Annotated in this window: 11 protein-coding genes; 4 read left to right on the forward strand and 7 right to left on the reverse strand. The window is 47.0% G+C overall.

What is annotated here, in order from left to right; genetic code table 11:
• Nucleotides 1-15: 15 nt before the first annotated feature.
• Nucleotides 16-642 (forward strand): hypothetical protein, encoded by a 627-nt coding sequence (locus XMM383_RS08685; protein WP_173483794.1) that lies wholly within the window; start codon nt 16-18, stop codon nt 640-642.
• Here XMM383_RS08685 and XMM383_RS08690 read toward each other — a convergent pair.
• The gene (locus XMM383_RS08690; RefSeq protein ID WP_173483795.1) at nt 606-2,150 is read right to left on the reverse strand and encodes a bifunctional aminoglycoside phosphotransferase/ATP-binding protein; all 1,545 of its coding nucleotides are present in this window, start codon (nt 2,148-2,150) and stop codon (nt 606-608) included. The genes XMM383_RS08685 and XMM383_RS08690 overlap by 37 nt on opposite strands.
• An 80-nt stretch (nt 2,151-2,230) precedes the next feature.
• Between XMM383_RS08690 and mrcB the strand changes: the two genes are divergently transcribed.
• Nucleotides 2,231-4,567, forward strand: coding sequence for a penicillin-binding protein 1B (gene mrcB, locus XMM383_RS08695; RefSeq protein ID WP_173483796.1), 2,337 nt, complete (start codon nt 2,231-2,233; stop codon nt 4,565-4,567).
• A 62-nt stretch (nt 4,568-4,629) separates the two neighbouring features.
• On the forward strand, nt 4,630-5,214 hold the full coding sequence (locus XMM383_RS08700; protein WP_173494997.1) for a type IV pilus biogenesis/stability protein PilW: 585 nt from the start codon (nt 4,630-4,632) through the stop codon (nt 5,212-5,214).
• A gap of 42 nt (nt 5,215-5,256) precedes the next feature.
• On the opposite strand, the gene XMM383_RS08705 is transcribed toward XMM383_RS08700, so the two are convergent.
• The 6 genes from XMM383_RS08705 to XMM383_RS08730 form a co-directional block, all read right to left on the reverse strand.
• Complete coding sequence (locus XMM383_RS08705) at nt 5,257-5,571, reverse strand: type II toxin-antitoxin system RelE/ParE family toxin (RefSeq protein ID WP_173494998.1); 315 nt, start codon at nt 5,569-5,571, stop codon at nt 5,257-5,259.
• Nucleotides 5,559-5,816 carry a type II toxin-antitoxin system Phd/YefM family antitoxin gene (locus XMM383_RS08710; RefSeq protein ID WP_173480264.1) on the reverse strand — a complete coding sequence of 86 codons (258 nt, stop codon included), beginning with the start codon at nt 5,814-5,816 and terminating at the stop codon, nt 5,559-5,561. Before XMM383_RS08710 ends, XMM383_RS08705 begins: the two co-directional genes overlap by 13 nt.
• Nucleotides 5,817-5,933: 117 nt before the next feature.
• Nucleotides 5,934-9,680 (reverse strand): calcium-binding protein, encoded by a 3,747-nt coding sequence (locus tag XMM383_RS08715; protein WP_173494999.1) that lies wholly within the window; start codon nt 9,678-9,680, stop codon nt 5,934-5,936.
• Nucleotides 9,681-9,963: 283 nt separating this feature from the next.
• Complete coding sequence (locus tag XMM383_RS08720) at nt 9,964-10,212, reverse strand: hypothetical protein (RefSeq protein ID WP_173483800.1); 249 nt, start codon at nt 10,210-10,212, stop codon at nt 9,964-9,966.
• Nucleotides 10,213-11,520, reverse strand: a complete 1,308-nt coding sequence (locus XMM383_RS08725) for an HlyD family type I secretion periplasmic adaptor subunit (protein WP_173495000.1) — start codon at nt 11,518-11,520, stop codon at nt 10,213-10,215.
• Nucleotides 11,517-13,670, reverse strand: a complete 2,154-nt coding sequence (locus XMM383_RS08730; RefSeq protein ID WP_371744232.1) for a type I secretion system permease/ATPase — start codon at nt 13,668-13,670, stop codon at nt 11,517-11,519. Before XMM383_RS08730 ends, XMM383_RS08725 begins: the two co-directional genes overlap by 4 nt.
• Before the next feature lie 1,173 nt (nt 13,671-14,843).
• On the opposite strand from XMM383_RS08730, the gene rfaH reads away from it, so the two are divergent.
• Entirely contained in the window at nt 14,844-15,323 is a 480-nt protein-coding gene (gene rfaH, locus XMM383_RS08735; RefSeq protein ID WP_173495001.1) for a transcription/translation regulatory transformer protein RfaH, read from the forward strand.
• Nucleotides 15,324-15,460 lie beyond the last annotated feature (137 nt).

Consider the following 15,460-nt stretch of genomic DNA (forward strand, 5'->3'; position numbering starts at 1 on the left):
ACAGAGAGAAACGGTATGCCTGTTCATCCCTTTAAACGTCACAAAGTCAGTGTCATTTTACAGGCCTATGACGTGGATCTGTTTGGCCATTTTTCTGAGTTAAGCCAGTCTCTCTCAAAGTTTAATCTTGATCCTGATATGAATGTTTCGTCTCTGCTTCTGCAGGCCGGTCACTCTTCGGGTGCTGATGAAGTCTTTTTCGAATCGCGCAGTGAAAGGGTAAAAACTCAGTTGTTACTCGAATCAATATTGCAGCGCCCCTTTAAAACGCTCTCGAGAGGAGAGAGGCAGCGTGTGCAGCTGGCCTGTGATTTGGTGAGTCGCCCCAATGAGCCCAGCCTAATATTAATTGAAGAGCCTTGCACTGCCATGGATGCGGAGTTTAAACGCCGGGCAGGGGAGCTACTTAGATCATTTAAAGAGGAGGGCTATGCGGTTGTTGTGACCCTTCAAGAGGCGAGTTTGGCTTCACGAATGGGGGATTACTTTTACTTACTTGGCACCCAAGACTCTGTTGTCGAGGGTGACCACTCTGTTCTAACGGTCGCTCACTTAAGGCAACTGTTCGAGGTGGAAGTCGAGAGTGCAGAGCCCACTGAGGAGGGTTATCCGCAGTTTACCGTCTCTGGTAGCAGCTTCTGATCAATCAAGTATTGAATGATCTTAAGGTGCGCATTCTCTTCGCTGGTATCGATGTGAAGGGCGATCTTCTCTTCCTCTTCACTTAATGGCTCAGCGACGCGTTTTTGCGCTTGCATCACTTCAATAGTTGCATCTGTTGGGTCTTCACGCTCTTCAGATCGTTTAGCCAGGCGCGCCTCGATGACCTTTTCTGGGGGTTCACAAGCGATGATTCGTGCTGGGCAGCCCAGCTCTTCGGCCAGTTGCAGAAACTGTCGACGTGAACGTTGGCGAATGTATGCGGCATCCAGAATCAGAGTCTGGCCCGCTTCTAACAGAATGCCAGAGACGCGCTTCATCTCTAGGAAAGTGCGCATATTCATGTCTGCACCGTACATCTCAAGGCTTTCACCTTCGCGAGACGCTTTGCGATAGATCTTTTTACGCTCAGCACTTGATCGTACACGAACACCGGAGATCAGCTCGGCTAATTTGCTAGAGATATGTGATTTACCGGAGCCGCTAATCCCCTGCATCATCACCAACATCGGTAGTGGCGCAGCCGCGTATTCGGCGGTCAGTTTAAGGTAGTGTTGGAACTCAGCAAGATTGGGTTTCTCGCCCAACATGGCGACTTTCGCTCGTACCATCGCGCGGTGCGCTTTGTAGTAGGGCAGTAGAATTAACCCTTCGTAATCGCCGGTGATCTCCATATAGCGGTTAAGACAACGGTTCGCCCAACGAGGGTGGCCGTTAGCCTCTAGGTCCATCAACAGGAAGCCAAGGTCCGACATCTTATCGATCCAACGGAACTCTAGGTTGAACTCAATGCAGTCAAACACGAGGAGTGAATCACCATCTAAGGTGATGTTGCCCAGGTGAAGATCACCGTGACACTCACGAATCGAGCCATCGAGCTTGCGACGACGCATTAAGGGTTCAAGCAGTTGGTAACGATCTTTAATGTGCTGCCAAAGACGGTCGAGCTCTTTGGCATCCTCTTCGGGAATAAGCGAACGATCGATGTCCCTGTAGTTATCTTCGGAAATGGCGGCAATACTGTCGGGTTCGCCCCATGGACTTCCGGGGGCAACAATGGGTGCGCGCTGATGGAAGTCAGCAATTTTATCAGCCAGTTTATCGATCCAGTTGGGGTCGAATTTGTAGACGTTTAGTAGCTCGGAGAGCAGTAGCCCTGAAGCAAACTCACGCATTTTGACGGCGTATTCGATCGGCTCACCTGTCGCTCCAATCACTGGATCGCTCTCAGTACCGCCGATAGCCACAACTTCAATATAGGTATTTTCAGAAAGACGTTGATTGAGGCGAAGTTCCTCCTCACAAAAGTACTTTCGCTTCTCAAGTGTAGTAAAATCTAAAAATCCAAAGTTGACCGGCTTTTTGATTTTGTAGACGAACTCGCCGGTTCTGATAAGCCACGCGATGTGCGTCTCAATCACTTCAAACTCGCTCACCTCATGCGGGTAGCAAGCTGGATTGAGTAGATTGTTTACCAGCGTGGATTCCATAGTTCGACTAAACTGCCCTTACTAAACATAAGCTGGCCTAACGAAATACGCACCAGCGGGTCGAAGATTATACTGAGAAGATGACAAAAAAGAGACATCAATCTAAGCAAACCAAAGCAAAATCGAGCCGCAGTTGGGCTAAATCGCTGTTTTGGTTTCTTTTTAAATTGGGTTTAGTCGCCACGGTTGTTGCTGCGGTGGGTCTGGTCTACCTCGATGCGCAGGTGCGTGAAAAGTTTGAAGGCAAACGCTGGTCGTTGCCGGCTAAGGTCTATGCACGCCCATTAGAACTCTACCCAGGCCAACGCTTGGACTCTGCTGCTTTGCAGCTTGAACTAAAAGCGCTGGGTTACAGCATTGGTAATCAGGTCAATCGCCCTGGCACAGCGCGAGTCAGTGCCAATCGAGCCGACATCTACACTCGTGGCTTTGATTTTCCTGAGGGCGCTGAACGATCAAAACGCGTCACCCTTAGCTTTCAGCAAGGCCAGATAGCCCGCCTGATGGATGCTAATAATCGCTCCATGACGCTGGCGCGTTTAGAGCCAGTGCTGATAGGGGGGATCTACCCCGGTGATAATGAAGATCGTGAACTGGTGCGTATTCAAGATGTGCCCAGTCTACTGCCCCAGGCCCTAGTTGCCGTTGAAGATCGGGCCTTTTACGATCATTTCGGCATCTCTTTGAAAGGCATTGCCCGTGCGATGTGGGTCAATCTTCGTGCGGGTCGATTTGTTCAGGGGGGGAGTACCCTCACTCAGCAGTTGATCAAGAACTTCTACCTGACCTCTGAGAGAACCCTCTCGCGTAAATTGCTTGAACTGCCGATGGCGGTTCTGTTGGATCTTCACTACGAGAAAGATGAGATTCTTGAGGCCTATCTTAATGAGGTTTATCTGGGACAGGATGGCGCGCGTGCGATCCACGGTTTTGGTCAAGGTAGCCTCTTCTACTTCGGCCGTCCCGCCGCTGAACTCGAGCTGCATCACATTGCATTGCTAGCTGGGTTGGTTAAAGGGCCTTCTTATTATGATCCTCGGCGTCACCCAGAGAGAGCTCTAAAACGCCGTGATCTGGTACTGAAACTGCTGTTGGATCAAGCGATGATCAGCTCCAATCAGTATCAACGTGCGATACAACAACCGCTTGATGTCATTAAACGAGGCACCCGTTTAAAAGGGGCTTACCCAGCCTACCTCGATGTGGTTAAACGTCAGCTTCGACAGGAGTATCGCGAAGAGGATTTGAATTCTGAGGGGATTCGTATTTTTACAGCACTGGATCCTTTAGTGCAGCAGAATGCGGCTTCTGCGTTAAGTGAACGTATCGCGTTGTTAGAAAAACAGTACGGCAAAAAAGCACAGCCTCTGCAGGGCGCAACGGTGGTTACCGATCCGCAAACAGGAGAGTTGTTAGCGGTTATTGGTGGACGTAATGCCCGATTTGCTGGATTTAACCGGGCCTTGGATGCTCGCCGCCCGATTGGTTCCTTAGTTAAACCGGCCACCTTCTTGGCCGCGTTAGAGAAGGGGTACACCCTAACGACACTGATCGAAGACAGCGCCTTTCAGATGCAGCAGCCGGACGGGTCGGTCTGGTCACCTGAGAACTTTGACGGCAAAGAGAAGGGCATGGTGCCCCTGTATGAGGCCATTTCGCGCTCCTACAATCTCTCCTCAGCACGTTTAGGTCTGGATATAGGAGTCGATTCGGTCATCGATATGTTGAAGCGACTAGGCGTTGATTCAGAGATCAAACCCTACCCATCGCTGCTATTGGGAGCGCTAAACCTGGCGCCTATTGAAGTGGCACAGGTCTATCAAACGCTAGCCGCGAATGGGTTTAGAATGCCGCTTCGCGCCATTCGTCGAGTGACCGATGCCTATGGGCAAGAGCTCTCTCGCTACCCCTTTAAGCTCAATCAAGTCGTTGATCCTAAACAGGTTCACTTGATTCATTACGCAATGCAATCAGTGGCTCGTGAGGGTACGGCTAGATCGCTCTACAGAACCTTGCCCGCCAACTTAAATGTGGCGGGTAAAACAGGGACATCCGATCAGCAGCGAGATAGTTGGTTTGCAGGATTTACCGGCAGCCGTTTAGCCGTTGTTTGGGTTGGCCGTGATGATAATGCGACCTTACCCTTTACTGGATCAGGCGGCGCATTAAAGGTGTGGACGGATCTGATGAAGAGAGAGCAGCCCGAACCCTATTTAGCTTTAAAACCGAGAGAGGTGGAGTATGTTTGGGTCGATGCAGCGCAAAATGTTCAAACCGAACAGCAGTGTGAGGGGGCTCGTTCAGTTCCCTACATTCAAGGCACAGAACCTGTACAGCGAGTCAGCTGTGGTGGCAAACGCAAACCTGGGGAGGCGATTAAATCGCCATTAGACTGGTTCAAAGGTTGGTTTAATTAGATTTTCTGCAATCAACTGATTATTCTTAGTGCGTCTTAATCTTGAGAACATCGAGTCGGTTCATGAATCTGTACCAATCTTTATCCACTTCAGCTGTGCTGACCTTGCTGGTCGGTTGTGCAGGCCCAAGCCCTTACCTCACTCCGGTAGAGGAGCGTGATGTGTCGCCACGCAATGCAAAGGTTGCACCCGGCGCGGTTGTTCCGGTGGAACCCCGCGGTGATGTGAATGTTGCCCCCATCTACGATGTGCCGAACTTCGCACCAACTCAACCTTCACAACAACCCGCTCAAATTGCTCCCTCTGAGCCGCTCGCGATTGATGAAAGTTCCAACTCAGCAACAGTGTCGTTGCTCGCTGAAGCAAAACAGGCTGCGGATAGAGGTGATCTGGCAGCTGCTGAATCCCAAGTTGAACGCGCACTGCGTATCTCACCGCGCGATCCACAGGTCTATTTGCATTTAGCGTCTATTAAACGCCGCCAGTTGAATCTGATTCAGGCAGAGCAGGTTGCGCTAAGAGGTGTTGCCGTTGCAACGGGACTTCCCGATTATCAGCGCAAACTCTGGCGTGAACTGGCATTGATTCGCGAACAGGCAGGGGATGCAGCTGGCGCCGCTGCTGCACGCGCAGAAGCTACTCGATAAGTTGGAGCGGTCTTATTAAGGCCGCGATTTTATTTGAATGACTTATCGGTTATGAGTGTTAAGCCCTAGCATTAACCGCCTTAAATCGCGTTCTTGTCGTATCACCCTAATTACGAAGACATTTTCTTTCTCGATTCTGTAGACGATGCGTGAGGGTGGAGTGATCACTTCCCTGTAGTTTTGTAATGGAAGCTCAGGTAAGCGGCGACCTGATTCAGGATATTGTTCCAGTCGCCTGACGCTAGACAGTATTCTCTGCACTAACTGCTTTGCTGCGGCTCTGTCACTAATAGCAACATACTCTGCTAATTCTGAAAGGTCATCGATCGCTTTTTCTGTCCAGATTAGCTTAGCCATTTGTCCAACTTGGCTTCTACTTCAGCTTGAGTATGAACTTTGCCTTCAGCAACGTCTTTTTCACCAAGCGCAATCGCTTCAAGCAAAGCCAATCGGTTTTGCATGTACTCGTAATCTTCTACGTCTACTAGGTAGGCCGAAGGCTGTCCATGTTCTGTAATCAAGATAGGCTCCTTGTTGACGTGCAACTCACTAAGAATTTTAGTCGCGTGCCTTTTAAGGTTGGTTACTAACTCTGTTTTCATAGATAACCCCTGAGTTTTAAGTGATACAATTGTATCACTTTATCTAAATGGAATTCATCTCAGGGGTAACTTAAGGGGGCTGACCTTTCGGTCTGACCCCCTTATCGAGTATCAATATCACTCACTATGCCAGGCAGTCGCTAAGGTGTTGTTGAGGGTGTTTCTATCCTCCAACGTCACCTCTTCTTCATCGAGTGCATCAAACTGGGCAATTGCATGAATGATGGCGTTGATATCAGCCATATCAGCCCAGCCATCTTCAGTTTCTATCCTCTCAATGCCATCTTTATTAGCCGATTGAATAGTCACCTCGGTGCTGGAATCACGGTCTTTTATCAGTAGCGAATCATTAAGCATCTCCAACTGAAGACGCTCCCAATTGATGCCTTCCAATACAAGCGTATCACTCCCACTGCTATCCACTATTTGGTCTGATCCATCATCCGCTCGAATAATGTAAGTATCATCGCCTTTTCCGCCTTCCAGCAGGTCATCCCCTTTACCGCCGGTTAACTGGTCATCGCCATTGCCGCCCATAAGCCTGTCTTGGCCACTGCCCCCAAAGAGATGATCCGTGCCGTTGTCGCCTGATAGCTTATCGTTTCCGGATCCACCATAAAGTTGATCCGACTCGTTGCCGCCAAACAGGTGGTCCGAACCGCTACCGCCATGCAGACGATCTTCTCCCTGATCACCAAATAGTTCGTCATCGCCGGAATCGCCATAGATGAGATCGTTGTTCTGATCTCCGTGGATAAGATCATCACCGCCACCTCCGGATATAGTATCGTCACCACCATGACCACTGATGACATCAGCAGAGGCTAAGCCTTGGATATGATCATCGCCGTTGCTGGTCGCAAGCGTCTGCTGGGCAATGTCCGATAGATTCATCTGTTCACCGTTACTGAACTCAATCAATTTGATGGTGTCGAGTGAGATAAGATCGCCATTAAAGAAGGATTTGACGGTAATTAGATCCCCCGGCTGCCCTGTTTCGATTAAGAGATCATCGTTGATCCGGCTGATATCAACTTGCTTTTTGCTAATAGTGGAATCAAACAACACCCTATCGATGGAGTCACGGTCGCGGTTGTTGATCACATCTTGACCGTGACCTCGGCTAAAGAGGTAGGTGTCTTTGCCTTTACCTCCTTGCAAAACGTCAGCCCCTTCACCACCTACTAACAGGTCACCTCCTTCACCTCCAGATAAGTGATCATCTCCACGGTTACCTATTAAATGGTCGTCACCACCGGCGCCCTCTAGGTATGCATTGGCCTCTGTTCCAAGCAATGTATCATCCCCCTCAAGTCCATAGAGCCTATTGGAGTCGAGTGATTGGTAGAGGCTGTTAAGCTCAAAAATAGAGTGCTGTGTTGAAACCCCCTCCGCATTCACTAGTTCAATTGTTTCAATCAGATTGGGTGTGATAATACCTTTGTCATAGACCTGTTTGATGGTGATCTGATCTCCCTTCAATTGACCGTTTTGGTCTGAGAATTGGATCAGTAGATCCTCTCCAGAAGTTCCAATGCGTCGAAGAGTTAGCTGATCAGATTGCTCTATTCCAACGATGCGAATTGTGTCTCTGCCGGAATGTTCAATGTAGGTGTCTTGCCCATCCCCTTGAGTAAATAGGTAAAGATCATCCCCGGAACCACCGTAAACTGTGTCATTACCTTGATTGCCATGAAGTGTATCCGCCAGATCGGAACCGAATAAATAATCGTCGCTGTTGCCGCCTTTCGTCGAAAAGTGAGTGATCACTTCTGATAGATTAAGAGCTTTGCCATCATAAAAACGTAGGGTTTCAATGGTGCCCTCCTGAAGGCTGCCATCAAAGTCGAATACGTTTTCTAACCGAATAGCAGCGCCACTTTTTGCGCCATCTTCATTCAGCAGATGAATGTCGATGTGACTGATGCCTCGCTCAAATAGAAGGTTATCGGCCGAAATACCCTCGCCAAACAGAAGCACATCGTCCCCTTGGCTGTCATAGATTTGATCAGAGCCGTCTCCAATGCTGTAGTGGTAAATATCATTACCCACGCCGCCAAAGAGTTGGTCGTCGCCTAAACCACCGGTGATAAGATCATCATCATTTGAGCCTGTCAGTGTCTCAGAAGCATCTGTACCTGTAATCTGTGAATCAATAAGCCATGGGGCAAGAGTGGGGTGCTCTTTCAGATCATCTATTACAACGTCATAAGCCGGTGACAGGCTCGATAGCTGCTGCACTGTTTTGAAGAGTAAGTTGGCTTGTGACAGATCGTTTTGATCGATAAGGCTTTGCAGATGGGCTTCGAAATTGGCGGTATCTGGAGCGAACTGACCGGTGCTTGAATCAAATTTAACCCCAATCAACTCAAAAGCCTCGGCATAGTGGGTTTGGGCGTTGAGCTGCCCTTCGACATAGTCGCTAAACGCTTTGAATTGTGCGATCAAAACCGGCGCCGCGCGGCCATGTGGATTAGGGTCATGTTCGCCCCAGCACCAAGTGCCGACATAATCTTTTGCCGTTAACTCTTCTAACGCCTCAAGCTGTCGAGCATCCATGACGTGCCCATAAATTCGGCTGGGGTCACGACTGTAAGGATCGACGTCGGATACACCTGTCCACTGGTAGATGATCTCATTAACCAACGCAGATCGTGCAGCAGAGTCGGACTCCTGAATAAACTGGTCAATCATCGACTTAAGGTCTGTATTGTGTGCCATCACCTGTTGCAGGTTGGCAACATAACCCCAGCCTTTAATATCAGGGTAGTTGATTAAGTCATCTGCTGTTTGAGAGGAACCCTGATAGGTGGAATGCGTTTCATCAGTTTGAAACCAGACATCGATCAGCTCATTGGAAGGGCTATTTGTATTTGCAAACGAGCTCGTTTGAATGAAGTGGTTGCCTTGTTGTTGCTGTGAATCTTCAGAGTAGTCTAGGTTGATCGATGTGATTCCGAGCTCTTCTAGAGTTTTCAGTTCAAACTCTTGAGTTTGTCCATCTAAATTGAGGTCTTGCCAGACTTTAAGCGCTTGAAAATCTCGATCGAACTCATCGATGACCCCATCGAAATTGGAGTCGTACTCTTTTAGAGCCTCAAACCCATTGGCGGCCTTGTCTCCGTTAGATAGCTGGGTGTTATTACCAAACAGCTCGGTTCCGTCATCGATTTTGCCGTTGTTGTTCAGGTCGATGGCCAACATGCCATCATCAGGTGATACCCATCCAGTTTTTTCGGCAAAACCATCGCCAGCGTGATCGAAATAGACGCCTTGATCAATTCCAATAGTTTCGACGCCGTCGCCGTCCAGATCTAAAACGAGCGGTGAGGTAATCGATTCTGCATTGGCGAAACTGGGTGCTTCAACATATTGATCATTCGCTGCAAACTCCCAATCATTCCAAGTGAGTTCAACATCAGGCTGATGCAAAATCATGTCAAAGATAGGATCAAGAGCCCCTTGTTCAGCTAAGTGCTCTCCTAAATCAGTAGCTAATGGGTAACTGGTTAAAATAGAACCCAAAAGACGCGTCTGTGGAGTAGGGATTGCATACAGTATTGAGCCAAGTGTAGATATATAGTCTGATAAATTTGCTGTTCCTTCTTTGTGTTTATCTAATGTATCCGCTATGGAAGATGCAAAAGTTAAGCTGGCGAAATGGTGTTGTATAACCTTAAGAAGGGTGGATTTGTTGTTGTCTGGAATTGTATCTATCGTTGCGCCGATAAGGGCTATACCAGCCGCAGCAGCTTGTAGCGGTGTACTGTCCTTGCTCTCAAAAATACCTATAGCATCATCAAAACTTTTAATTGATTTAGCTAGCTCAAAAACATCCAGTAGTTCCTCGCGAAGATTGCTCATAGTAAAAGTCCTTTTTTACTTTGTTTAGTTTTTTATAAATTGTGTACTACTAGAAATACCCAGGTAGCCACTAAGATTTGTAGTAAGAAGAAAAGAATTTTCCCTAAAGTATTGATTCCAATTACCTTCCACTTAGTTAAGTAGATAGATATCAGCATCACAAAAAGGGTCATAAAAAACACCTTTGTATTGTGCTCTGGAGGTACAAAAAACATAGATATAAGGGTTATGACAAACGTTAGCTTCCATATCACAACATCTTTAACCGTTATGTTTTCTGTATTCATACCATCACCTTCAAAACACGCACCATCAATACAGGTATCAACAGGCCAATGAAAAATGGATTGGCGAAATCCACCCATCGTCCTACTTTGATTTTTTTATATTTGATGTAGCTACACAATCCGACAGCAGATGCTGTTGCGGCAGCGTAGAGGTTGAAGTTATCGGGTCTTATGAATACTAATAAGATCAGAAAACCCATAATGATTGAGGTGGTCCATTTCAGAATGGATAACAATTTTTTCATCTATCGCTCCTCTATTGAGTCAGTTTTCATTCTTAGTAACGGTGAAAGTAGATATTCGATGATCCTCCTTTTGCCTGTTTTTAATTCCGCGCTGACGCTCATCCCGGGTTGCAGGGTGTGGGAATTGCCGTCGATTTCTAAGGTTTCTGAGAAGAGTTTAAGTTCTGCAGGAAAGAGTAAAACGCCTTGTTCATTTTGTTGTGCATCGGCGCCAAGGTGAACGATCTCAGCATCGATTACGCCGTATTTTGTGAACGAGAATGCATCCACTTTAATTTCGGCGCGTTGGCCTGTTCGAATAAAGCCCACATCGCTGTTTTGTAGCCAGGCTTCGACTCTTAACGATTGATTCAGTGGCACAAGATTCATCAGAGTCTCAGCACTGGTAGCGACAGCGCCAACCGTGAACGCGTTGAGATCACTGACGATCCCGTCAATGGGTGCGCGAATGTTATGCTGCTCGATGAACCACTCTAATTGAGCGATATCCCCATATAGAAATCTGGCGGCCTCTTGCAGTCGATGCAGTTCATTCAACGTTTGCGCTTTGCTCTCTGCTTTAAATGCTTGGATCTGCTTTTGAATTGAAACGGCCTGGCTCAAGGTTGAAGCTACGTCCAGTTGTACAGCTCTTAGGCTACCCTCCACTTCAATAAGCCGTTGGCGCTGGGTGAGAAGAGCGCTGTTTGATGCAGCACCGTTGTTAACCAATGACTCAATCGCATCTGTCTCTGCCTCAACAATTGAGTAGAGTTGTGACATTGAATCGAGTTGCGTTTTAGCCTGTGAATGACTCAATTCTGAGCTGCGCAGTTGCGCGTTTAACTGTTCAACTTTTTGGGTATAACTCTCTATCTGTTCTGAGAAAAGCGCCTGTTGAGGGTTAGAGGATGACAAATACTTGACGTTGCCGTTCTCTAAATACTCAGCAAAGTGCCGGGTGCGTTCTATCTCGTGTTGCTTAAACTCATATTGCTCCAGCCTCTGTTGGAGTTGATTAAAGGGTTCCGTGGCATCCAGTTCAATGAGGGTTTCACCGGCTTGAACCTCATCACCATTGGTGATGTGGATGGCATCGATTTTCCCTGTGATAGACGATTGAACTCGTTTTGTTTGTCCAGTTGGAATGACTTTTCCAGATGCCCTTGCCACAATGTCGACCTCACCAATAGACGCCCAGGTGAGCCCTGACATCATCAGCAGGGCGATTAAGTAGGCAGTTACCCTCGGCCATTTCTTGGGTGGCCGTTCTTGAATCAGTAGCGCACCAGGTAAAAAATCGTGCAGTTCTTTTGATGTCAGCTTCATGCGATGGCCTCCTTAAATTCTGATGGTTGATCGGCCGATTGAAGACGAAACATTTCGGCGTAGCGACCGTTTAATCTCAACAGCTCTTGATGGGTGCCAGACTCAGCTAACTCGCCTTGATCAATTACAATAATTCGATCGCAGTGTCTTACTGTGTTTAGGCGGTGCGCGACGGTGATGACGGTGCGCCCTTTGCAGATCAAGTGCATCTGCTGACGGATTTTCTCTTCTGAAATGTAATCGAGCGCGCTCGTTGCTTCGTCAAAAATCAGAATTTTGGGATTGCTGATCAGGGCTCTCGCTATCGCGATTCGCTGGCGCTGCCCCCCTGAGAGGTTGCTGCCACGCTCACCCACCAAGGTGTCATAAGCGGCTGGAAGCTCAGTGATAAACGCGTGCGCACCGGCCAGTTTGGCGGCTTTGACAATGGTTTCTAGCGATTCACCGGGTGTGCGTATCGCAATGTTGTCGCGCACACTTTTATTGAATAAAAAGCTCTCTTGTGGAACGACGCTGATATTGGATCTAAGCCAATCAGTGTTGACCTGTGCTAAATCAACACCATCAATGAGCACCTTTCCTAAGTTGGGTAGGTAAGTCCGTTGAATCAGCTTGGTCAGTGTGCTTTTGCCAGAGCCTGAAGCGCCGACAATACCGATCGATTCTCCGGCGTTGATCTCAAGGTTGATCCTATTCAGAACCGTGGGGCTATTCAGACTGTAGCGAAAACTGACGTGTTGAAAGGCAATGGAGCCTTGCAAGCTAGGGAGAGACGCTTGGCTTGTCTGAGCGTCAGACTCAGAGGGCGTATTGAGTATATCGCCGAGACGTTTCAAGGATATACCCGCTTGTTGGACGTCTTGCCAGAGTTGAACCAGTTTCAAAATGGGTGCACTGACTCGACCCGCGATCATATTAAATGCGATCAATTCACCGATGGTTAACTGATTGTCCATGACCAGAAGGGCACCAAACCAGATAATTAACACCGTGGTGAACTTGCTAATAAATTGAGCAATTTGAGTCGCGATATTACCTAGGTTTTTAGCTTTGAAGCCGATGCTCGTTGCCTGGGCAATCTGCTTTTCCCAGCGTTGCTGCATCTTTGGTTCAAGTGCCATCGATTTAACGGTATCAATGCCCGTGATCGATTCAACCAGAAACGCCTGGTTTTCGGCACTGCGTTTGAAACTCTCATTTAAGCGATGGCGCAAAGTGGGTGTGATGAGTATAGATAACAGCAAGTAGCAAGGAAGTGAGCCAAGAACGATCCACGTGAGCGTTGGGCTAAACATCCAAAGCACAGCGATGAACAGCAGAAGAAAGCTAAGATCAATCATCAGGGTCAAAGCACCCCCCGTGATGAACTCCCTCAGTGTGTCTAACTCTTTTATTCTGGCTACCGTATGTCCCACTTGGCGTGAATCGAAATAGGCCGCAGGTAAGCGCATGACATGGTTAAAGAGCTTAGCGCCAAGCTCAACGTCAATTCGGCTGGTGGTATGGACCATCAGGTAGTTGCGAACGATGCCCATCACCAATTCAAACATCAGCAGTGCAGCAAATCCGATGGCCAGAATATCGAGAGTAGTGAAGCCTCTATGCACCAACACCTTGTCCATAACGATTTGAAAGAAAAAGGGCGTGGCTAAGGCAAATAGCTGAAGGAATACAGAAATTATGATGACTTCGGTAAAAATCCCTTTGTGTTTAATCAGGGAAGGGATAAACCATTTCAGATCAAATCGGCAATCAGAACCTGAGGCTTCTCGCTCTTTAATGAAAATAATTTTGCTATCCCAGAGCTGATCAAACTCTGCCAAATTGAGTTTTCTAGGTGTGGTCTCGCCAGGCTTGATGACTAAGCAAAACCAATCATGCCCTTTTTGATTAACTCGAAGAAGGGTTAGGTATTGCCCATCGGAGATAGGAGCTGCAACGGGCATGAATTCATTATTTAAATCACTGATTTTGCAGTTTTTTATCCCTGCTTTTAGGTTAAGTGAGTTTAGCGCTCTTATAAAATCCGTTTCTGTCAGTGTGGATTTGGATGTTTGCCATTGGTGGCGCAACTGCTCTGTATCACAAGCTTTATGTCTAAGCTTGGCTAAGGTCGTAATGCTGTATATGGCTGATTCAAATTGATTCACAATAACGATCCCTCCGTGGACACCTCATTAAGGTTTAGCAGAGGAATTGAAAATGTGCGTAATAATTTTTTCTTTTTATTCCACTAATTAGTCTTAGCTTTGCGACGGCCATCATTTTTAGAAAAAAACGACAAATTTTTTTAGTTTTTTAAAATCTGCTTGAAGACCAATATCCATAGGGGTTTGAGAGAGATGCTGCTCTGGGTTTGTGTAAAAAATTCGAACTTTTTTAAACTTTTTTTCATTTTTTATTACGCAAAAATTTAAATCTTGTTCTATACCTATATACATCCCCGACGGAATGGGGATAACGAGAGAGATCTCGAATCGGTTTTCCACCTAACCAATTCATCCAGGATAGTGGATTAGTTAGTGAGCTCCCCCTTCGCTCTGGAGAGCTGATTGAAATCGATATGTTGATCGATCAAGGATGATCCGATGCATGCAAATACCCAAAGGGATTTGGGTTTGGAGAGGGATCTTCGGCAATTGCCAAAATCCAACATCGATTAATGAGATGGAATTTATTAAACGATGCTAATGGTCTCGAAGGAGTGAGATCATCGAGAGGGATCTCGGGTTTCGGCCAAAATCTGATGCGCCGCGAAAAGAGGGAGTTTTTCAATGCGCATCAACCATATATTTAACCGTGTTATGAGGGCGGTTAAGGGTGCCGCAGGATGGGCACAGCAGGGAGGGATCCCTGAACGATAGACTCTGACTCTGTAGTGTTCCCTAGCAGGCACTACAGTTTTACAGGAATGAGTCCCTTCGATTGAGTCTGTCGTTTAATGTCCAGTGATGTGATCGGCTAAGGATGGCAATGATGCATTACACACAAACCTCAACGGAGTGAGGTTTGGAGAGGGATCTCAAGTTTCGACTAATATCTGTTGCGTGGCGAAAAGAGGGAATTTTTCAAAGCGCACACTATTTTGATTTAGTTACCTAGGTAGCTAAAGGAGCCAAAGGAGTGGCTCACATGGGAGTGATCCCAGTAAAGTGAACTGCAATGGAGTGTTGTTTGCTTTACAAACACTTCAAAGGATTGAAGTGATGAGAGGGATCTCAGGCAAATGCCAAAAATCTTACGCGCCGCGAGAAGATGGAATTTCTCAAGGCGCGTTCTTTTTTGTTTATAATGCTTTTAAGAATAGTTCTTGAGACAAAGTCATGTACAACTGGTTCGTCATTCAATCAAAGCCTGGTCAACTGTTTAAAGCCCAAGTTGAGCTTGAACAGCAGGGTTTTGAAACCTACCTGCCGCTGTTTAAAACTGAGCAGATCAAACAAGGAAAACGAACAGAAATCGAGACACCGCTTTTTCCAGGTTATCTATTTATTTATCTTTCCAAAGAAGAGAGCAATTGGCGCCCCATTCGATCAACACGTGGCGTGGCTAAACTTATTAGCTTTGGAAGTGAGCCGGCTATCGTGCCAACAGCTGCCGTCAATGCCATTCGAGCTCAGTTAAGGCACATCGATTCTGAAAAGCAGTTCACCAAAGACGATAAGGTTTCTATCAATGATGGGCCATTCAAAGACCTGCAAGCAGTGTTTTTAGAATACGACGGTGAACAAAGAGCGTTTGTCTTGCTCGAGTTATTGGGGCGTTGGCAGAAGATGTCCGTAGAGCTGTCAGTACTTAAATAAAATTCATCATTTCTAATTTCGCTTTTTGGAGGTTTGGATTTTCAAAAAGTAGTTAATTTGGATAATTCTGCCAAATCATTCGTGTTGACAATCGATATACGAGGTATTTATTCTTTGTGTATCGTTTGTACATACAA

This window comes from Marinobacterium sp. xm-m-383 (assembly GCF_013283255.1).
Classification (GTDB): domain Bacteria; phylum Pseudomonadota; class Gammaproteobacteria; order Pseudomonadales; family Balneatricaceae; genus Marinobacterium_E.